Source organism: Bacteroidota bacterium, from assembly GCA_037133915.1.
GTDB lineage: Bacteria > Bacteroidota > Bacteroidia > Bacteroidales > CAIWKO01 > JBAXND01.
In genome coordinates, this window is the sequence record JBAXND010000065.1 from 1 (window position 1) to 18,451 (window position 18,451).

15 protein-coding genes are annotated in these 18,451 nt (G+C 44.0%); 8 read left to right on the forward strand and 7 right to left on the reverse strand.

Going from position 1 to position 18,451, the window contains the following annotated elements; translation table 11 throughout:
• Positions 1 to 67 precede the first annotated feature (67 nt).
• From WCM76_15220 to WCM76_15230, 3 genes are read right to left on the reverse strand one after another with little or no spacing between them, the layout of a single operon-like run.
• Positions 68 to 583: an HAD family hydrolase gene (locus tag WCM76_15220; protein MEI6766980.1), complete on the reverse strand. Its 516-nt coding sequence runs from the start codon at positions 581 to 583 to the stop codon at positions 68 to 70.
• Positions 584 to 611: 28 nt separating this feature from the next.
• The gene (locus tag WCM76_15225) at positions 612 to 1,547 is read right to left on the reverse strand and encodes a lysophospholipase (protein MEI6766981.1); all 936 of its coding nucleotides are present in this window, start codon (positions 1,545 to 1,547) and stop codon (positions 612 to 614) included.
• Positions 1,548 to 1,558: 11 nt separating this feature from the next.
• On the reverse strand, positions 1,559 to 2,209 hold the full coding sequence (locus WCM76_15230) for a lysoplasmalogenase (protein ID MEI6766982.1): 651 nt from the start codon (positions 2,207 to 2,209) through the stop codon (positions 1,559 to 1,561).
• Between the two features lie 232 nt (positions 2,210 to 2,441).
• On the opposite strand from WCM76_15230, the gene WCM76_15235 reads away from it, so the two are divergent.
• Positions 2,442 to 4,676, forward strand: coding sequence for a gliding motility-associated C-terminal domain-containing protein (locus WCM76_15235; GenBank protein ID MEI6766983.1), 2,235 nt, complete (start codon positions 2,442 to 2,444; stop codon positions 4,674 to 4,676).
• Positions 4,677 to 4,701: 25 nt separating this feature from the next.
• Here the strand turns inward: WCM76_15235 and WCM76_15240 are convergent, their stop codons facing one another.
• Positions 4,702 to 5,871, reverse strand: a complete 1,170-nt coding sequence (locus WCM76_15240; protein MEI6766984.1) for a DUF4831 family protein — start codon at positions 5,869 to 5,871, stop codon at positions 4,702 to 4,704.
• A gap of 165 nt (positions 5,872 to 6,036) precedes the next feature.
• Between WCM76_15240 and WCM76_15245 the strand changes: the two genes are divergently transcribed.
• From WCM76_15245 to WCM76_15275, 7 genes are all read left to right on the forward strand, one after another.
• Positions 6,037 to 6,474, forward strand: a complete 438-nt coding sequence (locus WCM76_15245) for an Rrf2 family transcriptional regulator (protein MEI6766985.1) — start codon at positions 6,037 to 6,039, stop codon at positions 6,472 to 6,474.
• Between the two features lie 103 nt (positions 6,475 to 6,577).
• Positions 6,578 to 7,540: a substrate-binding domain-containing protein gene (locus WCM76_15250; protein MEI6766986.1), complete on the forward strand. Its 963-nt coding sequence runs from the start codon at positions 6,578 to 6,580 to the stop codon at positions 7,538 to 7,540.
• Entirely contained in the window at positions 7,541 to 8,449 is a 909-nt protein-coding gene (gene pstC / locus WCM76_15255; GenBank protein MEI6766987.1) for a phosphate ABC transporter permease subunit PstC, read from the forward strand.
• Positions 8,450 to 8,452: 3 nt separating this feature from the next.
• Complete coding sequence (pstA, locus tag WCM76_15260; GenBank protein ID MEI6766988.1) at positions 8,453 to 9,316, forward strand: phosphate ABC transporter permease PstA; 864 nt, start codon at positions 8,453 to 8,455, stop codon at positions 9,314 to 9,316.
• Between the two features lies 1 nt (position 9,317).
• Entirely contained in the window at positions 9,318 to 10,079 is a 762-nt protein-coding gene (locus WCM76_15265; protein ID MEI6766989.1) for a phosphate ABC transporter ATP-binding protein, read from the forward strand.
• A 299-nt stretch (positions 10,080 to 10,378) separates the two neighbouring features.
• Positions 10,379 to 11,650, forward strand: coding sequence for an alginate export family protein (locus WCM76_15270; GenBank protein MEI6766990.1), 1,272 nt, complete (start codon positions 10,379 to 10,381; stop codon positions 11,648 to 11,650).
• Between the two features lie 141 nt (positions 11,651 to 11,791).
• A complete protein-coding gene (locus WCM76_15275) occupies positions 11,792 to 13,693 on the forward strand; it encodes a DUF2207 domain-containing protein (protein MEI6766991.1) in 1,902 nt (633 codons plus the stop codon).
• Between the two features lie 5 nt (positions 13,694 to 13,698).
• Here WCM76_15275 and ligA read toward each other — a convergent pair whose 3' ends face one another.
• The 3 genes from ligA to WCM76_15290 all read right to left on the reverse strand — a co-directional run.
• A complete protein-coding gene (ligA, locus tag WCM76_15280; protein ID MEI6766992.1) occupies positions 13,699 to 15,747 on the reverse strand; it encodes an NAD-dependent DNA ligase LigA in 2,049 nt (682 codons plus the stop codon).
• On the reverse strand, positions 15,744 to 16,430 hold the full coding sequence (locus tag WCM76_15285; GenBank protein ID MEI6766993.1) for a DUF4197 domain-containing protein: 687 nt from the start codon (positions 16,428 to 16,430) through the stop codon (positions 15,744 to 15,746). Before WCM76_15285 ends, ligA begins: the two co-directional genes overlap by 4 nt.
• Positions 16,431 to 17,221: 791 nt before the next feature.
• Positions 17,222 to 18,451 (reverse strand): T9SS type A sorting domain-containing protein (locus tag WCM76_15290; GenBank protein ID MEI6766994.1); only part of this gene is annotated, 1,230 nt, incomplete at its 5' end.

An 18,451-nucleotide genomic window follows, 5' to 3' on the forward strand; every position in this document is an offset into this window, starting at 1 on the left:
ATGTCGTATATTAGCCATGAAATTCCTTTAAGGGATTTCGCCAAACCTATCAAATTAAAGGAGCCGTTCAAAGAGCGGCTCCTGTTTTTTTATCCTTCAGACGGGCAATGGCTTCAGGTAATTCATCCATTCGGTGAATGATGGCATCGGCATCGGGATAGTCGCCGTTTACGGCATCTTCATTAAAGAATACAGTTTTCATACCTGCAATATGGGCGCCTTCGATGTCCTTTTTGTAATTGTTTCCTATCATCGCGCAATCGGCGGCTGCAATACCTGTTCGCTCGGCTATTGTAAGAAAGAAACGGGGGTCCGGCTTTTCAAACCCTATATCTTTGGCTGAGAAAAAATCCGTAAAATATTTGTCGGCGCCAACTCTTTGCAGCGCACGGATAACAGCAGGTGTATCCGACTGACCGGGGTTGGTGGCAATAACGCAGGGTATTTCCGGCGAAAGTCTTATCAGTGCCGCTTCGGCGCCGGGTATCCATTCCACATGTTCCCAGTCGCACATCATTCCGGGCATATCGGGGTCATCGCGCATTACCGTATCGCCCAAATCCCACAGGAGTAAACGTATCATGACTATAATTTCAGTAAAACAGAAAACGCTATTTTGTGTTTGAAACGTGTTGTTCGAGCCAGTTCAGCAAATCGCCGATAACCTCGTCGCGGTTAATTTCGTTCAGCATTTCATGACGGCCACCTTCATACAATTTCAATGTAACATCTTTCATCTCGCATTCTTCGAAAATCTGCGCCACCTTGGCAGGTCCTTTGGAATAATGCCCTACAGGGTCCATGCTTCCCGAGAAAATATAGACCGGCAAATCGACCGGGATTTCCAGAATATTCTTTGTTTTCTGTATGAATTTTAATCCGGTAAAAAGATTGGCAAACATCTTGGCCGTGCAAACAAATCCACAGCGGTCGTCGGCAATGTAAGCATCAACAATTGCCTCATCATGAGTCAGCCAGTCAAATTTTGTTCTGACCGGAGATATCCGGGCATTGAAACTGCCAAACGACATTTTATCAAGCAGATTGCTGCGGAAATTGTTACCTGCAAAAAATGACTGAATGCCCGCAATAGCTCTGCCTGCCTTCAGCAGCATCCCCGGATTCCAGGTGGTACCTGATAATATCAGTCCATGAATGTCTTTGGGATAAATACTCGCATAGGTGCGGGCAATAAATGAGCCCATACTGTGCCCCAGTAAAATATGAGGAACTCCGGAATACTCCCATTTAATGTTTCCCGTGAGCTTTTTGAGGTCATCAACAACCTTGAACCAGCCATCGGAATTATAGAAAAAGCCTGTGTCTTCAATGTTTTTACATGTTTTCCCGTGTCCGGCCAAATCACTGGCATACACCACATATCCCCGGTCGGTCAGTGCCTTTGCCAGATATTCATAGCGGCCGGCGTGTTCGGCCATGCCGTGGAATATATGAATCACGGCTCTTGGGCGCTGCTCATCGGGCAACCAGCGATAAACGTACTGGTCTTTAACTTTATTCGGTAAGATGAAATGACTCGTTCGCATCGAAATTTATTTCACGAAAGTATAAACCCACAAATAATCAAAATCTGAGCAAAAAGATAGGATGCCATAATATAAACCCCGCCTTTGCTGATTTTTGCTTTGAAACTGTGGAAAGCTAACATAGAATCTGAGAGTATGAAGAATAGAGAACCTATAAAGGGCATCCAACCTGCAACACCTTCGTTCTGGCTCATATTCAGAAGGCAGAGGAAACTCATGAGCAGCAAACCCAGAATGTACACCAGAACCGGTATTTTCATTTCTTTAAGATACCTGAACAGCAATCCGTATACCATGGCGCCCAGACCAACATAACCGGCTATTCCGCCATATACCAGGGCAGGTTGGATAAATAACCAGTCAATATTGCTGCCCAGATAAATTGAATACATCAGCTGGGTAATAAAAAAAGCGAACAATCCTGCTGCAAACAGAAGCTTTTTCTGATTCCAGAGCAGGCAAACATCACCAATAAAGGAAAATACTAAGGCCGTAATAATTAACGGGCTGACCTGATACGCATTCAGATAATAAAAAGCAGCCAGAAGCGGCATGAGAAGCGGCTTCGCAAAATAACGTATGCGCTGATCATCGTTAATCTCTGCTATCAGGATTCCGATAGTTGAAAAGGCGAAAAGCACCATGACAATCCAGATAAACATAGCTCAAATTATTAGTTCCGATAACTGCTCCGCGAGAATACACAATTTATAAAACATTCATTTACCGCAATATATAAAACCTTTAATGCAAATAAACATTTTCAAAACCACATCGGCTTAGAGCCGGATAAAATTACAGAATATTACCTTTTGTTGCTCAAAAATATTAAAACTAATTGGAATATCCTTTTCAAAACCGTAAATTTGCGTATTGTCTCAATTTTGTAAAATAATGTGGGCGAACCGCTTCTATATATCCCTGTTTATTGCAGGTCTTTGCCCGGGATTTTTCTCTTTCCCGGTGAGCGCCCAGAATGTTTTCATTAACGAAGTGCTTACAAGCCCGCCCGCGGGCTCCTATTCTACCACCAATGCCAATTCTCTGTATAATACAGGCAGCAACGACCTTCCGCCATTCAATCAGGAATGGATAGAGCTTTACAACCCGTCGCCCTGCGATTCGGTTGATATCAGCTGTTATACCTTAGGTTCCAATATGGAGCCTCCGGCGGGCAGCAATTATACAAACTGGGGAGCATTTACCTTTCCCGCAGGAACAAAAATCCCGCCGCTGGGTTTCTTCATTATCGGAGGGAATGACTCTCAGGTGCCTCATTTAGATATTGATATCAATTATTACCGTCAGAATTTTTTCGGCACTCAATACCTTGATGGATGCCTTGAACGCTGGTTTCTACGTGATGAATACGGGTGGATAGCGTTGTACAACCCATCGGGGGGGCCGGTAGATGCGGTTTACTGGGACGCCTATAACAATCCCGGCAGTCTCTATTCTGAGGAAGAATATCTGCACCCGATTGTCACAACTACCAGCTGTTCGGGCACACAGATTCTTGCATCTGCAGCAACCATTGCCGGCATTGAATACGCCGGTTCGCCTGCTCCCGGAAGCTATATGTCGTTTCAGCGCACCGTTGACGGTGGCAGCCAGTGGTTTAGCAGTCCCGTAACGGCAACACCCGGTTCATGCAACGGCGTATGCGCAGGGCCGCCCACATTAAGCCTTACGGGAACAGATGAAAGCTGCGCCGGTAACGATGGCAGTATTACGCTTACAATTACGCCCGGATCAACCGGACCATACACCATAAACTGGATGGTTCCCGGCGGAAATCACAATAACCCTTTAACGGGACTTGACTCCGGGACCTACATTGTGGAGGTGGTGGATTCCTATAATTGCTTCAAAGTGTATGATACAATCAGTATTGGAAGGGAACCTCAGCCAGGCATCAGTATTTCACAAAAAAACGATGAAACATGCTCATCATCTAATGGTTATGCACAAACTACCGTTGCAAACGGGAATCCACCGTATAATTACGTATGGAACTCAGTCCCTCCACAATATTCATCTAATATTCTGAACGTAGCAGCAGGTAATTATAGTGTTACTTTAACGGACCACCTGGGATGCACTGCCACAGCATCGGTGAGCCTGATTAACATTCCCGGGCCGACAATTATTGTTGATAGTGTGATAAACGAAATGTGTTCGAGTGCCAACGGAGCCATTTTTACCACCACCGCCGGAGGCACTTCTCCCCTGAGCTGGTCATGGAATTCAACCCCCGTTCAAACCGGTGCCGATCTTATAAATGTCCATGCCGGAACGTATACGGTTACTGTTACAGATTCCAATAACTGCCACGCCAGTACATCTGAAAGTATCACAAACACACCTCCACCCACAATCGGTATACTTGAAGTCATTGATGAAAAATGTTTCAAGCACGACGGAAGCATAAGCATAACTGCCACAGGCGGCTCACCGCCTTACACCTATTCATGGAGCATTGGTGCTGCTCTCAATACAACGACGGTTAACAATCTGAGTGCCGGAACCTACACCGTTAGCGTGGAAGATGCAAACTGCACTTCACAACTTGATATTGTTCTCGAGAATATTCCCGGCCCGAAAGCAGATTTTACGGTATATCCGGAAGTCAGGACCATTGAGAACCCCGAATTCAGATTCACAGACAATTCATTGGGTAATATCACCTTATGGCACTGGGAGTTTGGAGATTACGCTGAAGCTTCTTCTCAAAACACAACCCACACCTATCAAGATACCGGGAGTTATCATGTAATCCTGCATATTGTTGACAATGAAGGTTGCCGCGATTCAGTAATCAAGGAGGCGCTGGTAATTGATTACATCACAGTTTGGGCGCCCAATTGCTTTACTCCGAACGGCGACAACATCAATGACTATTTCGGTATCTGGGGGCAAAACATCACCAATTTTAAACTGTATATTTATGACCGCTGGGGCGAATTGGTATTTGAATCCCATGAACTTACCCATCGCTGGGATGGAACCATAAATGGAAAACCCGCTTATGACGGGGTGTACACATGGATTGCCTTTTACAGTGAAGATTACAGGAAATACGCCGCTTACGACAAAGTAATCAAGGGGCAGGTTACCCTGCTCCATTAATAAGAAGTCCAGTTACTGCTGTTCGCTATTTCCCGCCTGTACTGCGGAGAGCACCGTATCCCGGATAAAAGCTCACTTTTTTAAGATTTGCAGGCAGACAATTGATGATACCGAACTGGCTGACAAGAAAAGTTCCGGTAACCATTGAGCGCGGTCCCTGAATTACGCTGACATCGGCAGCTTCAGGAATTCGGTAATAGAAACCATGCTGTTTGCTTTTATCCACACTGTCTTTTGCCATCACATAAGAAGCCAGCACTTCATTGTTTCTTTGAGTGGCAATATTCAGAAATACCAGATCGCCGTAAGCTGCAGTTGGTTCAAGAATACCTTTCATTTTTGAAAAACGGCACAAGGGCACTGAATCAACGGGGCGGGTTGCATCCGGAATAATAGTGTAGGAATATTTTATTTTGTTGGTAAATGAAAGTCCCGTAAACAGGTGACGGTATTCCGTTTCGAGTTTGTCAAGCTGCTCATCCATGTAGGTGACCGTTTCTTTATCGTAATTCACTTCCTGATCGCCGCTGATGAGGTTAAAGCGATTTTCTTTAATTTTAATAATGAAATCGGCTGCATCGCGGGCTTTCTGGTCAATGGTTTTAGCAACTACCGAGCGTTTGAATGTCATTTTTTCGATGGTCACGGTATCTGTTTTCACCTGTTCAATAATGGTATCCACTTTTTCAAAAAGATTCAGATCGGAATAATTTTTAAATACTTCGGGATAGACAATTTCCTGTTCGCTGGTGCTGAATAACTGTGCATCTGAAAGGTCAGGCTGTATTGAAGGGTCGGTACCCAGTATCATTCCGGCATTATCGAGTGCCAGAAAAAAATCTTTGGTTGCAGCATTATTCATTTCAACAAAATAGTACTGCGCCGGATCGGGCGATGCAAACGAGGTGAGTGTAACTTCACTGATTTCATAACGTGTACCATTCTGTGTAACAACATTGGTAAGTCCTAACAGCTTACCGGCAAATTCAGAATACGGACCTTTGATATCTTCGGTTTTGCTCACGGTTACATCGACACGGATGGCAGTTCGCGGAAGCGCATAAAAGACACCCTGCTTCTGCTGAGGCGATGCACTCTTGTTCACTTTAACTACATTATATTGTGTAGTAGAACATGAGGAAACAAAGAACAATAAAGCAATTGCTGATAAGCTGAGGGATATTCCGGTTCGCATAATAGAGTTTTTAAATCTGTAGCAAATATACATAATCGGCAGGAAATGTGAAAAATTGCGGGATAAGATACATTGATGTAAAGACAGGTGCAACCCTTCCGGAGAAAAATGAAATCAGGAAACTTCCGAAAAAAATGAATAATTTTGCGACCTAAACCGCAATCGATGTTATCCAAAAAAGCCCAGTATTCTATTTACGCTCTGATGCATCTTGCCAGGGAATACAATAACGGACCTGTGCTTATCAGCAACATTGCCGAAAAAGAAAAGCTGCCGAAAAAATTTCTGGAGGCCATTTTACTCGACTTAAAGAATTATGGTGTGGTGATGAGTAAGAAAGGTAAAGGCGGCGGCTATTACCTGAAAAAATCGCCCGAAGAAATTAATCTGGCCGAAGTCATTCGTCTGTTTGACGGCGCTATCGCTCTGCTCCCCTGCGCTACCTATAAATATTATGAAGCCTGCGCTTTTTGCCGCGACGAAAATACATGCGGCATCCGCAGTGTGATTAAAGATTTGCGTGACGAAACGGTGAATATACTAAAAGGTACGTCACTCGCTGATATTCTGAAGCGCGAAGCCAAACTGAGCAGAAAAAAATAATTTTTTTTATTTTATTAGTCTACCTATTCTATAGATTTACTATTTTTGGAGTCTGAAACCAATACAATTTTCAAACACTTCATTAATAATAATAGTAAATAATATGAAATTTTTCAGGTACACAATCGTAATGCTCGCGGCTCTGATTATTATGCAGGGTTGTGGCTCATCAGCCGACAAGAGCACAAAAAAAGAAGAACTCAGCGGTCGTATTTCGATATCGGGTGCATTTGCACTCTATCCTATGACTGTTAAATGGGCAGAAGAATTTAAAAAGCTTCATCCTGCGGTTCAGATAGACATTTCAGCAGGTGGTGCCGGTAAAGGCATGGCCGACGTACTTTCAGGAATGGTTGACTTAGCCATGTTCTCGCGTGAAGTGAGCCCTGAAGAAGTAACCAAAGGCGCCTGGTACATTGCCGTAACGCGCGATGCGGTGCTGCCGACAACAAGTGCCAAGAATCCATTTTTAAAGGACATCATGGCAAAAGGACTTACCAAAGAAAAGTTCACCGATATCTTCATTACCGAAAAAATAAAAGACTGGGGAAAAGCTTTAGGTATTCCTTCCAAAGTGAAGATATCAAAATACACCCGTTCAGACGCATGCGGTGCTGCTGAAATGTGGGGAAAATATCTGGGCAAAAATCAGGAAAACCTTGTAGGAGTTGGTGTTTATGGCGACCCCGGAATTGCAAATGCCGTGAAGGATGATGCAAACGGAATCGGATACAACAATTTAAATTTTGCATACGACATCAAGACCAATAAGAAATACGAAGGACTCGAAATCATTCCCATCGACCTGAACGCCGACGGCAAAATAAGCAGCGATGAGAATTTTTACGGCTCACTGAATACGGTGGTTGAAGCAATCCAAAAAGGTGTGTATCCTTCGCCCCCGGCACGCGACCTGTATCTCGTATCAAAAGGCAAACCCGCTAATGCCATCGTTGTTGAGTTCATAAAATTCATACTTACCGACGGACAGAAATTTGTAAAAGAAAATGGTTATGTAACCCTTTCTGCAGAAAAAATTGCGGCTGAAGCAACAAAAATGAAGTAATTGATATTGAAACAGCCTTTTTACATAACACGTAAACTCAGCGGTATTGCAGGAACAAGCTGGATGCTCATCTGTCTTGTTCTTGTAATAATGCTTCCCATATTCCTCGGCATAGGTTTATACATTAAATCGTTGCCGTTGTTAGGAAGTGCGAGTCTGAATACTCTGGTTTTTACCGGCACCTGGCACCCTATGGCCGGAAAGTTCGGGTTTGCACCGTTTATAATGAGTTCTGTTTATGTAACGGTGCTTGCTCTGCTATTTTCGGCGCCAATCTGCATTCTTACAGCTATCTATCTTACACAGTACGCACGCAAAAGATACCTGCGCATTATGCAGCCGGTGATTGATATTCTTGCCGGGATACCTTCTGTAATATATGGTGTATGGGGCATTCTGGTAATCGTACCTCTGGTTTCACATCATATAGCACCCTTTTTCGGCCTTCAGAGTTCAGGCTATTCATTGCTTTCGGGTGCACTGGTGCTGTCGGTTATGATTATCCCGTTCATTCTGAATATCCTGATTGAAGTATTCCGCACCATACCCGATGAACTCACGGAAGCCTCGCTTTCAGTCGGAGCTACACGCTGGCAAACCATCAAGTTTGTGACCTTGAAGAAAGCCTTTCCGGGAATCATTTCCGCACTGGTATTCGGTATTTCACGTGCATTTGGGGAAACCATTGCCGTGCTGATGGTAATCGGCAATGTTGCCATTATGCCAAAGTCGGTTTTCGATCCTGCGTATCCGTTGCCCGCGCTTATTGCAAATAATTATGGTGAGATGCTTTCGATTCCGATGTATGATTCAGCCCTGATGATGGCCGCTTTGCTGCTGTTTATCATTGTGCTGGTTTTTAACCTTGCGGCACGTATCACCATTACACGGCTTGAAACAAAACAATAAGCTATGAACAGGAGAAAACTGATAAAAACCGAAGAGCTGTTTTTCCGTGGGCTGATGCTGCTGGCAACGGGCATGATTATTTTTGCGCTCGGTCTTATCATCTTCAGCATTCTGTGGCGCGGTGTGCCTTGCCTGTCGTGGCAAATGCTTTCGCAAACGCCCAAAGGCGGATTCTATTTTGGCAAAGAAGGAGGCATACTCAATGCCATCATCGGTTCCTTGTACCTTTCCATTGGTGCAACACTGCTGGCCGTTATTATCGGACTTCCGCTTGCGCTGATGATGAATGTACATCTTTTCCGCCACCGCCGCTTTGTGAACATGATGCGTTTCTTCCTTGATTTGCTGTGGGGCGTACCGTCCATTGTTTACGGGGCATTCGGTTTCACACTGATGATATTTTTCGGGATGCGCACCTCACTGCTGGCGGGCATCATTACCGTCGCTATATTTATACTTCCGATTATGGTCCGTGCCATGGACGAAGTACTGAAGACCGTTCCGCGCGGGCTGATGGAAGCATCGCTGTCGCTGGGTTCTACAAAACACGAAACAGCTTTCAGGGTTTATCTGAGGCAATGCATTCCGGGCATCATCACCGCAGTACTGCTTTCATTTGGACGTGCCATTGGTGATGCAGCGTCAGTACTGTTCACTACAGGTTACACCGATAATATTCCCACATCACTGATGCAGCCGACAGCAACACTGCCGCTGTCCATATTCTTCCAGTTGGGTTCGCCCGTTCCGGAAGTGCAGGACCGTGCCTATGCATCGGCAGTAGTGCTTACACTCATAGTGCTTACGGCAAGTATTCTGGCACGGGTGCTCACACGCAAATATAATAATCATAAAATAAAATTCTGAGATGGAGCCATTGTGTAAGATAGCAATCAAAGACCTGAATCTGCATTACGGCAAGCAGCACATCCTGAAAAATGTGAACATCTGCATTCCCGAGAACAGGATTACCGTGATTCTGGGACCATCGGGATGCGGAAAAACAACCTTGCTGAAATGTCTGAACCGGCTCACCGACATGGAAGAAGATGTAAAGATTAGCGGAAGCATTATACTCGACGACGAAGATATTCTTCACACAAAAAATGACATCACCCTGATACGCAAAAAAATGGGATTGCTTTCACAACGCCCCTATCCGCTGCCTATGAGCATCTATAAAAATGTGTCGTACGGATTGCGGATTAATGGTATCAGGGATAAAAAAGAAGTTCGGAAAAGTGTTGAAGAGCACCTGAAGCAAGCGAGTCTGTGGGATGAGGTAAACACACGCCTTCATGAGCCTGCATCAAAGCTTTCTATCGGGCAGCAACAGCGTTTATGTCTGGCCCGTGGTCTTGCTGTAGAACCTGAAATTATTCTTGCCGATGAACCAACTTCAGCTCTTGACCCGATATCAAGCACAGCCATTGAGCAAAAATTCATGGAGCTCAAAAATGATTACACGCTTGTGATGGTAACGCATATACTGCGTCAGGCCAGACGTATTGCCGATTATGTTGTTTTTATGTATCTCGGCGAAGTCATTGAACAAGGACCCGCCGACGATTTTTTCAATAACCCCAAAGAGGAAATGACACGCTCATACCTTAAAGGAGTGTTTAATTAGGTAATAGTAAAGAGTGAAAAGTGAAGAGTAAAAAGTGAAAAGTGAAGAGTGAAAAGTGAAGAGTGAAGAGTGAAGAGTGAAGAGTGAAAAGTGAAGAGTGAAGAGTGAAGAGTGAAGAGTGAAAAGTGAAGAGTGAAGAGTGAAGAGTGAAGAGTGCCTATGGCGGGAAAAGGTAGCTCCATTATCAAATTGCCGAATTGTTGAATTGTTTAGTGGTTGAGATATTTTCATTATCAAATTTTCAAATTAACTAATTTTCAAATTGACTAATTTTCAAATTAACTAATTGCCGAATTATTATGAAACGTATAATCCTTTCAATTTTCACACTAAGTGTAATCTTTGCATTTGCTCAGCAGGCGAAGGCACAATTTGTATTAAGCGGTGAGTTCAGACCCCGCTTTGAATTTCGCGACGGCTACAAAAAGCTGAATCAGAAAGGCGGCATTGCCGCATTCCTTATCAGTCAGCGGACACGCCTCAATATGGGGTACAAGAATGACTGGCTGACCACAAAACTCTCGATACAGGACGTGCGCGTCTGGGGCGACGAGCCATTGAAAACAGATGTTCCGGGTACCGCATTGTATGAGGCATGGGCAGAATTCAAAGTGTGCGACAGCATGTTCATACGTGCCGGTCGTCAGGAATTTATCTGGGACAATGAACGCTTATTAAGCAACACCAACTGGCAGCAAAAAGGGCTGGTTCACGATGCTGTTCTTATCAAATACAGAAAAAAAGGCTGGTCGGTTGATTTTGCAGGTGCATTTAATCAATCGCGCGATACCACATTCAGTACCGATTACAATAAAAACCTCGGCAATTACAAAACATTGAATTTCCTGATTATCGGCAAACAGCTGAAGAATTTCAACATCAGTCTGGCAGGATTCGCCGACGGTTACCAGAAGAAAGGCACCATCAACACCACTTACCTGCGTGCTACTTACGGAGGCGTATTCTCATACAAGACATCTAAAATAAATACTTCTGCACGCGGCTTCTATCAGTCGGGACAGAATGAAACGGGCAATTTTATCAATGCCTATTACGGCAATGCCGATTTTGCCTATACCTGGTCAAAAGTATATACGCTGGGTGCAGGCGCCGAGCTGCAATCGGGCAACGACGGCACCGATGTGACCAACAATCAGGTGAACTACTTTTCCTGTCTTTACGGAACAGGGCATAAATTCAATGGTTTTCAGGATTTCTTTACGAAACCGGGCGATACAAAAAATGCGGGTCTGCTTGATATCTACATAAAAACCCTGTGGAAAATTGCCGACAAATGGTCGCTGGTTATGGACTTCCACTATTTCCAGCTTCAGAACAATTATGTGAATGCCGGTAAAACCATTGATAAATTCTTAGGCCGTGAAGGCGACATTGTGGTGGGGTATGATTTCTCGAAAGAAGTGAATCTTCAGGTCGGATATTCAGGATTTATGCCAACGAAATCGATGGAGGTTATCAACGGAGGCAACAAAGACAAATTCCCGAGCTGGGCTTTTGCCATGCTGACAGTAAAACCAACCTTCTTTAAATTTGAGAAAAGCGAGAAATAGCATTTCTTCAACTTCCTCATTTAAATATCCATCCGTCACAAGGTGGATATTTTTTTTGCCATTCGGTAAATTAGTAATAACTTGGCGTAAATATTCTTCACCAGATTATTGAAGTAATGTGTAATCAATAATAAGCGCGGTATGAAAAAACTTCACGTTCTTTTGTTGCTTCCGTTGATGATGCTGCTGCTATCATCACCTTCACAGGCACAATACGAGCAGCAGGAACGCATCATCAGCTTTCGCAGTTTCATAAGGGTTCACAACGACGGAACCATTACTGTAAATGAAAAAATAACGGTTTACTGTGGGCTTGACCAGATAAAGCGCGGTATTTTCAGAGTATTGCCCGTTGTGAGCAAAGACAAGTATGGTAACAGTTTCCGTACACGTTATAATATACTGTCGGTTGAAAGAGACGGCGTTCCCGAACCATATAAAATTAAATTTGAGAATCAGAAGAAGAAGATATACATCGGGCAGGAAGACGTATTTCTGAAACCGGGAGTGTACACTTATGATATCAGCTACGAAGCACCTCGGCAGATAGGCTTCTTTGAAGGCTACGACGAAATATACTGGAATGTGACCGGCAACGACTGGGCTTTTCAAATTGATACCGCCGAAGCCATCATACGCCTTCCCGCCGGGACGAACATTATGAGCCACTCTGTATATACCGGTGCTTATGGCTCTAAGGGTGAAGATGCACGCTATTTTGTGGAATCAAACGGCGACATCCATTTTATATCAACAGCTGCACTCGGCAGTTACGAAGGCATGTCGGTAGCCGTTGCATTTCCGAAAGGAATTATTCCACAGCCCACTACCATGGATAATATCATGTTTTTGTTACGTGATAATCCCGGAACCACCGCCGCACTCGTCATTTTCATACTGTCATTCCTCTATTTTCTGCTGGCATGGTTCAAGGTAGGTATAGATCCCGCAAAAGGTTCCATCATGCCCATGTATTATCCGCCTGACGACCTTTCGCCGGCGGCTATGCGTTACCTCGATAAAATGGCGTTCGATAATAAAATATTTTCTTCGGGTATTGTGAATATGGCAGTAAAGAAATACTTACGGATAACACAATCGGGTAAGGAATTTACGCTCGAACGCACCTCACAAAAAAATGTGCAGCTTTCTGCGGAAGAGAATGCCGCGGCAGCGTCACTTTTCGGAGGAGGCGACAGTATTGAACTGGATAATTCCAACCACACGGCCATCATGAAAAGCATCAATGATATGCACAATTCATTGAAAGAAAAATATGTCGGTAAATTGTTCTTCACGAACACCAAATGGTGGATTCCCGGATTGCTGGTAGCCATACTTGCAGTGGTTTTGCAGATAATTCTGGCTGATGATAAAGTGAACCTGCTCATCGTGGCATGTATTCTCACGCCTTTAGTTTTTCTCGTTTCGTCAATTTTCATGAGCATCTTCAAGCTGGGAAGCAAACAGGGTTCAAGTACCGGAAAGCGTATACTGTCGGCGTTCTCATTATTACCCATGATTATAGTCTGTATTGCATTATTTATGCTGTTCGGAACCTCACTTCCGCTGTTCCCGATTGCTGTTATTGCATTGCTTATTGCACAGCTCGTGATATTTTTCTATCTGCTGAAAGCCCCGACAAAAGAAGGGCGTAAAGTGATGGACCATATCGAAGGTTTCAAATTATACCTTTCGGTGGCTGAAAAAGACGAACTGGAACTGAGAAATCCTCCTGAAAAAACACCCGAGCTGTTTGAAAAATATCTGCCTTATGCCATGGCACTCGGTGTTGAGAATAAGTGGGGCGAACGCTTCACAAGCATTCTGGCACGTGCCATGGAAGAAGGAACCTATCATCCGAACTGGTACACGGGCGCCACATTAATGGCGATAACATCCAGCAGTTTTGCACATGATTTCGGCTCATCGTTCAGTTCTGCCATTTCCTCATCTTCGGTATCACCGGGTTCAAGCTCAGGTGGGTTTGGTGGCGGATTCTCGGGTGGCGGCGGTGGCGGTGGCGGCGGTGGCGGCTGGTAGAAACCTCAGCCTATCATCTGCCTGAATTCATCTTCACTGATTACGGGAACATTCAGCTTTGTCGCTTTCTTACGTTTTTCCGGACCCATATTGTCGCCGGCAAGCAGATAGTCTGTCTTCGAAGAAATGGAACCGACATTGCGTCCGCCGTGTTCTTCAATCATCTTTTTAATATCATCGCGCGATATGGAGAATACCCCGCTTACGACAAAACTCTTGCCTTCAAGCGTGTTGCTGACTTGCTTCACGCCTTCGTCGCCATATTCCATCTTCAGTCCGCTGTCGCGCAAACGTTGAATAAGCAGACGGTTTTCATCAACGGCAAGCCATGACAGCAGACTTTCGGCTATCTTCTCTCCTACTTCTTCAACCGTCAGAAGTTCTTCTTTTGTTGCCGATATAATGGCGTCAATTGTGCGAAGGTGTCTTGCAAGACGAGATGCCACCGTTTCTCCCACATAGCGGATGCCAATAGCAAACAGCACCTGAGAGAAGGGAATATTTTTCGATGCTTCAATCCCGTTAAGGATATTCTCTACCGTTTTTTCGCGGAAGCGCACCACACGCTCTTTGCCGGTTTCTTCATCTTCGTATTTCTTTTCAATACCGAGCATTTTTTCCTTGCTCAGCATATAGATATCGGCCACATTCCGGATAAGTCCGTTATCGAACAGAATCTCTACTTTACCTTCGCCGAGGCTGTCGATATTCATTGCCTTACGGCTGATAAAATGTTCTATCTTCCCTTTAATCTGGGGTGCACATCCCGACTCATTGGGGCAGTACCAGGCGGCTTCGCCCTCCTGCCGTACCAGTGCCGTTCCGCATTCGGGACAATGGGTTATGAATGCCACCGACTGTCCGCCTTCGCTGCGTTTGCTGAGGTCAACTTCAATAATTTTAGGAATAATCTCTCCCCCTTTTTCAACAATCACGGTATCGCCAATGCGCACATCAAGTTTCGCAATTACATCTGCATTATGCAGCGATGCCCGTTTCACCACAGTGCCTGCAAGCAGCACCGGTGTAAGATTGGCAACCGGAGTAACGGCACCGGTACGCCCTACCTGATATGAGATGCTCAATAATTTTGGCGATGCCTGCTTTGCTTTGAATTTGTATGCAATGGCCCAGCGCGGCGATTTAGCTGTTGCCCCCAGCTTTTGTTGCTGGGCGTAGGAATTAACTTTGATTACGATGCCGTCGATATCATACGGGAGTTCATCGCGGCCGGCATCCCATGCATTGATGAACTCAAAAATATCTTCAATGGAACTGCATTTCGCCATATAATTGGGCACTTTAAAACCCCATTCCCGGGCCTTGCTCAGATTCTCGTAATGGCTGCTGTATGGCAGTTCGTCTGAGAGCAGGTAATACAGCAAACAGTCGAGTCCGCGTTTTGAAACTTCAGCCGAATCCTGCATTTTGAGACTTCCCGAAGCCGCGTTGCGCGGATTGGCGAATCCCTGTTCTCCTACATTTTCTTTTTCACGGTTCAGGCGTTCAAATTCACTGCGGGGCATCACTATCTCACCCCGCATCTCAAAATCAGCAGGAAAATCGCCCTGTTTTAATTTTATGGGAATGCTGCGGATGGTCTTGACATTGGCAAGCACGTCGTCGCCTTTTTCGCCATCGCCGCGTGTTATGGCTTGTGTAAGTATTCCGTTAAGGTATGCCAGTGTTATTGCAACACCGTCGTATTTCAGTTCGCAGATGTATTCAATTTCTTCTCCCGGCAGCAACTTCCGCACGCGCTCGTCGAAGTCGCGCAGGTCGTCTTCCGAATAGGTATTAGCAAGCGACATCATCGGGTAGCGGTGTTTCACCTGACGGAATTCCCTGGTAACCTCACCGCCTACTCTGTTGGTTGGAGAACCTGAATCGGCGAATTGAGGAAATTGCTGTTCAAGATGCTGCAATTCCTCCATCAGCAGGTCGAATTCACGGTCGCTGATTTCAGGAGCCGAATCCACATAATACAAATGATTGTGCCGGTTCAGTTCGCCGGTCAAAAATTCAATACGCTGCTGTGCCTGCTCTGCTGTCATTTATTACCAAAAACTTGTTTGAGGATATCAGAAACGCGGGCGTTGATGTCGGTGCGTATCTTGTATTCTTCTTTAGCAACCAAAACAAACAGGCCGTCGATGGCTTTGCCGGTAGTGTAATCAGCAAGATCCGTATTGATGGGCTGTGGCGAAGGAATGGTACTGTTGTACGTTGAAGTTACATTGTTCCATGCCTGCTGCGCACCCACAGAAGTAAGTGATGTCTGAATATTGGGTTTGAAGGCAGTCTTAAGGCCAGCGCTGGTATTGGTTTTCAGGTATTGTGTAGCTGCATCGTCGGCACCATTTAATATGCCCAATGCATCACTGAAATTGATATTGGTAATTGCATCTACAAATATTGGGAGTGCTTTATCGGCTGCATCTTCGGCAGCACGGTTCACTTTGAGCACGAGTTCGTCAACCAGGGGCTGGCCTATAATAGGAATGGCAGAGACAGCTACCTTAACAAATTCTGCATCCTGAGGCCAGGGTATCTTTATCAGAGAATTCAGAAAATAGCCATCGGTGGCGTGCGCCTGCGTGGTAGAATTGGTAGCACCCACTTTGAGGGCTTCTTTAAGACCTGCAACAATCTGTTCGTTGGTAAGGCCTGTATCTTTCTGACAAGAGAAACTGAAGCCTACAAATACGAGGACGAGCAAATAGCGGAATGTTTTCATATTCTGTGTTTTTTGGATTCGCAAACTGTTCAGCAAATTCAACGCCAAACCTTCAATGTGCCTTATTATTATCTGAAATTCAAAATTACATTAAAAAATTTGAACTCAAAGTAATAATAGGTAAAAGGTGAAAAGTGAAAAGTGAAAGGTGAAAAGTGAAAAGTGGAAAGTGAAAAGTGAAAAGTGAAAGGTGAAAAGTGAAAAGTGGAAAGTGAAAAGTGAAAAGTGAAAAGTGAAAGGTGAAAGGTAAAAGGTAAAAGGTAAAAGGTAATAGGTAATAGGTAATAGGTGAAAGGTGATAATGCGAATTAAGCGTTGGATTGATATAGCATTAATACCGCCACAGGGAGGCTGTTCAAAAAAGTGTGTCAAAGCGAATAAACAATTTTTAACGTGTTGCGAATACACTTTGATATTGAAATTGGTACTTCTGACTGTATTGCGAATATACTTTGATATAGCATTAAATACCGCCACAGGTGTTGCGAATACACTTTGATAGACCAATTAATACCGCCACAGGTGTTGCGAATATACTTTGATATAGCATTAAATACCGTCACAGGTATTGCGAATACACTTTGATATTGAAATTTGTACTTCTGACAGTATTATAAATACACTTTGATATAGTAATGGGTACCTCCGGGGATAAAAAAAATACACTCTGATATACTGATTTGTACAACAGAGTGTATTGTGAATATTGGCTGAAATGCTGATTACTACCGCAACGGGACTGAGATTATAGAGTAGACAGTGTAAACTGGGCAATCATTGTCGCCGTTGGGTCATATCTTAATAAATTTAGATGTGTACCCATTGTCAAACCCAATTACATATAGACCTTTCGAAAAACCCATCAATGGAATGACCACTTTATCAGTTATCGTTCCGGTAAAAACAATTTCACCAAGAGAATTGAATATTCTAAATCCCATTGCATTGAAATTTTTGTTCATCTCCAGAAGCAAATTATCGCTCACCGGGTTTGGAAAAATACTAATGATATTATCACTATTTTCAGCAATCGTTGTGTACATGTCGGGATAGCCATCAAATTCATCTGCACCAATATCAGGAGCAGTACCGCCATAATTTAGCTGAAGTGGATAACCGGGGCTGCCGGCTCTTACATCACCGTCGTAATCATCGTTGTAGCCCGGGATTAACATTCCTCCACTTTCGAGCACAGAAGGAACGCCTCCATTTAGATGAAGAAACTGTGCGTCGGAGCCGGTTGTACTAATGAAAGCCGGAGTAGAAGCAGAGGTTTTTGATGCACTGTCGGTCGGAGTAACATATGCTTTAAAAATAAAGAGTGTCTGAGCACTCAATGTGCCATCATAATAAATAAGCCTGTTCGGAGCGGGTGAACCGGCATAGAAATAATTATTATTTGATACGGTATTGTATGTACTCAGTATTGCATTATCTCTCCTATAAGCAACAACTTTTCCCGAGCCTGTCGGAATTGATGTATTCACAAGAAGGTTGTTCTGCATTGTAACATGTGAACTTGTTGCGGCATAGACTGCTGTTGTTCCGAATATTGGCCCAGAACTTGAGGCATTAATATATACTGTGTTATAACAAAGATTGTAAGTTGCTGTTGATTCCAGATATATCCCATAAATACAATTTCCGGAATCGGCTGCCGGTGCGGTTAAATTGCCAATGTAATTGTTATAAATATTATGAATAACGCCGGTGGCAGAACTTGAATAATAAAGTCCAAAAACCTTTGCATCCGATCCTAACCCTGAAAGATCGTAAATTTTGTTTTTGAAAATATTTGAGGGTGATATTGATTTGGCCCATATCCCATATGAGTATGACCACCCTGTCAGATTTACAAGATCATATATTTCATTATCCCTGATAGTACTTGCGGTATTATTGCCCCAATCATAAATTCCGACGAGTTCAGAACCGTATGAATCTCGGAAACCGTGAATTTTATTATTTGAAATCACTATTGTCCGATAAAAATACAGAATATTATTTTGCAAACCGCAACA

Excerpts from the sequence above, each read along its gene's own strand:
- WCM76_15270 (MEI6766990.1), top strand. The coding sequence starts at position 10,379 with ATGAAACGTATAATCCTTTCAATTTTCACACTAAGTGTAATCTTTGCA.
- WCM76_15230 (MEI6766982.1), bottom strand. The coding sequence starts at position 2,209 with ATGTTTATCTGGATTGTCATGGTGCTTTTCGCCTTTTCAACTATCGGA.
- WCM76_15285 (MEI6766993.1), bottom strand. The coding sequence starts at position 16,430 with ATGAAAACATTCCGCTATTTGCTCGTCCTCGTATTTGTAGGCTTCAGT.
- ligA (MEI6766992.1), bottom strand. The coding sequence starts at position 15,747 with ATGACAGCAGAGCAGGCACAGCAGCGTATTGAATTTTTGACCGGCGAA.
- WCM76_15245 (MEI6766985.1), top strand. The coding sequence starts at position 6,037 with ATGTTATCCAAAAAAGCCCAGTATTCTATTTACGCTCTGATGCATCTT.
- WCM76_15225 (MEI6766981.1), bottom strand. The coding sequence starts at position 1,547 with ATGCGAACGAGTCATTTCATCTTACCGAATAAAGTTAAAGACCAGTAC.
- WCM76_15235 (MEI6766983.1), top strand. The coding sequence starts at position 2,442 with ATGTGGGCGAACCGCTTCTATATATCCCTGTTTATTGCAGGTCTTTGC.
- WCM76_15275 (MEI6766991.1), top strand. The coding sequence starts at position 11,792 with ATGAAAAAACTTCACGTTCTTTTGTTGCTTCCGTTGATGATGCTGCTG.
- WCM76_15220 (MEI6766980.1), bottom strand. The coding sequence starts at position 583 with ATGATACGTTTACTCCTGTGGGATTTGGGCGATACGGTAATGCGCGAT.
- WCM76_15265 (MEI6766989.1), top strand. The coding sequence starts at position 9,318 with ATGGAGCCATTGTGTAAGATAGCAATCAAAGACCTGAATCTGCATTAC.
- WCM76_15240 (MEI6766984.1), bottom strand. The coding sequence starts at position 5,871 with ATGCGAACCGGAATATCCCTCAGCTTATCAGCAATTGCTTTATTGTTC.
- WCM76_15250 (MEI6766986.1), top strand. The coding sequence starts at position 6,578 with ATGAAATTTTTCAGGTACACAATCGTAATGCTCGCGGCTCTGATTATT.
- pstA (MEI6766988.1), top strand. The coding sequence starts at position 8,453 with ATGAACAGGAGAAAACTGATAAAAACCGAAGAGCTGTTTTTCCGTGGG.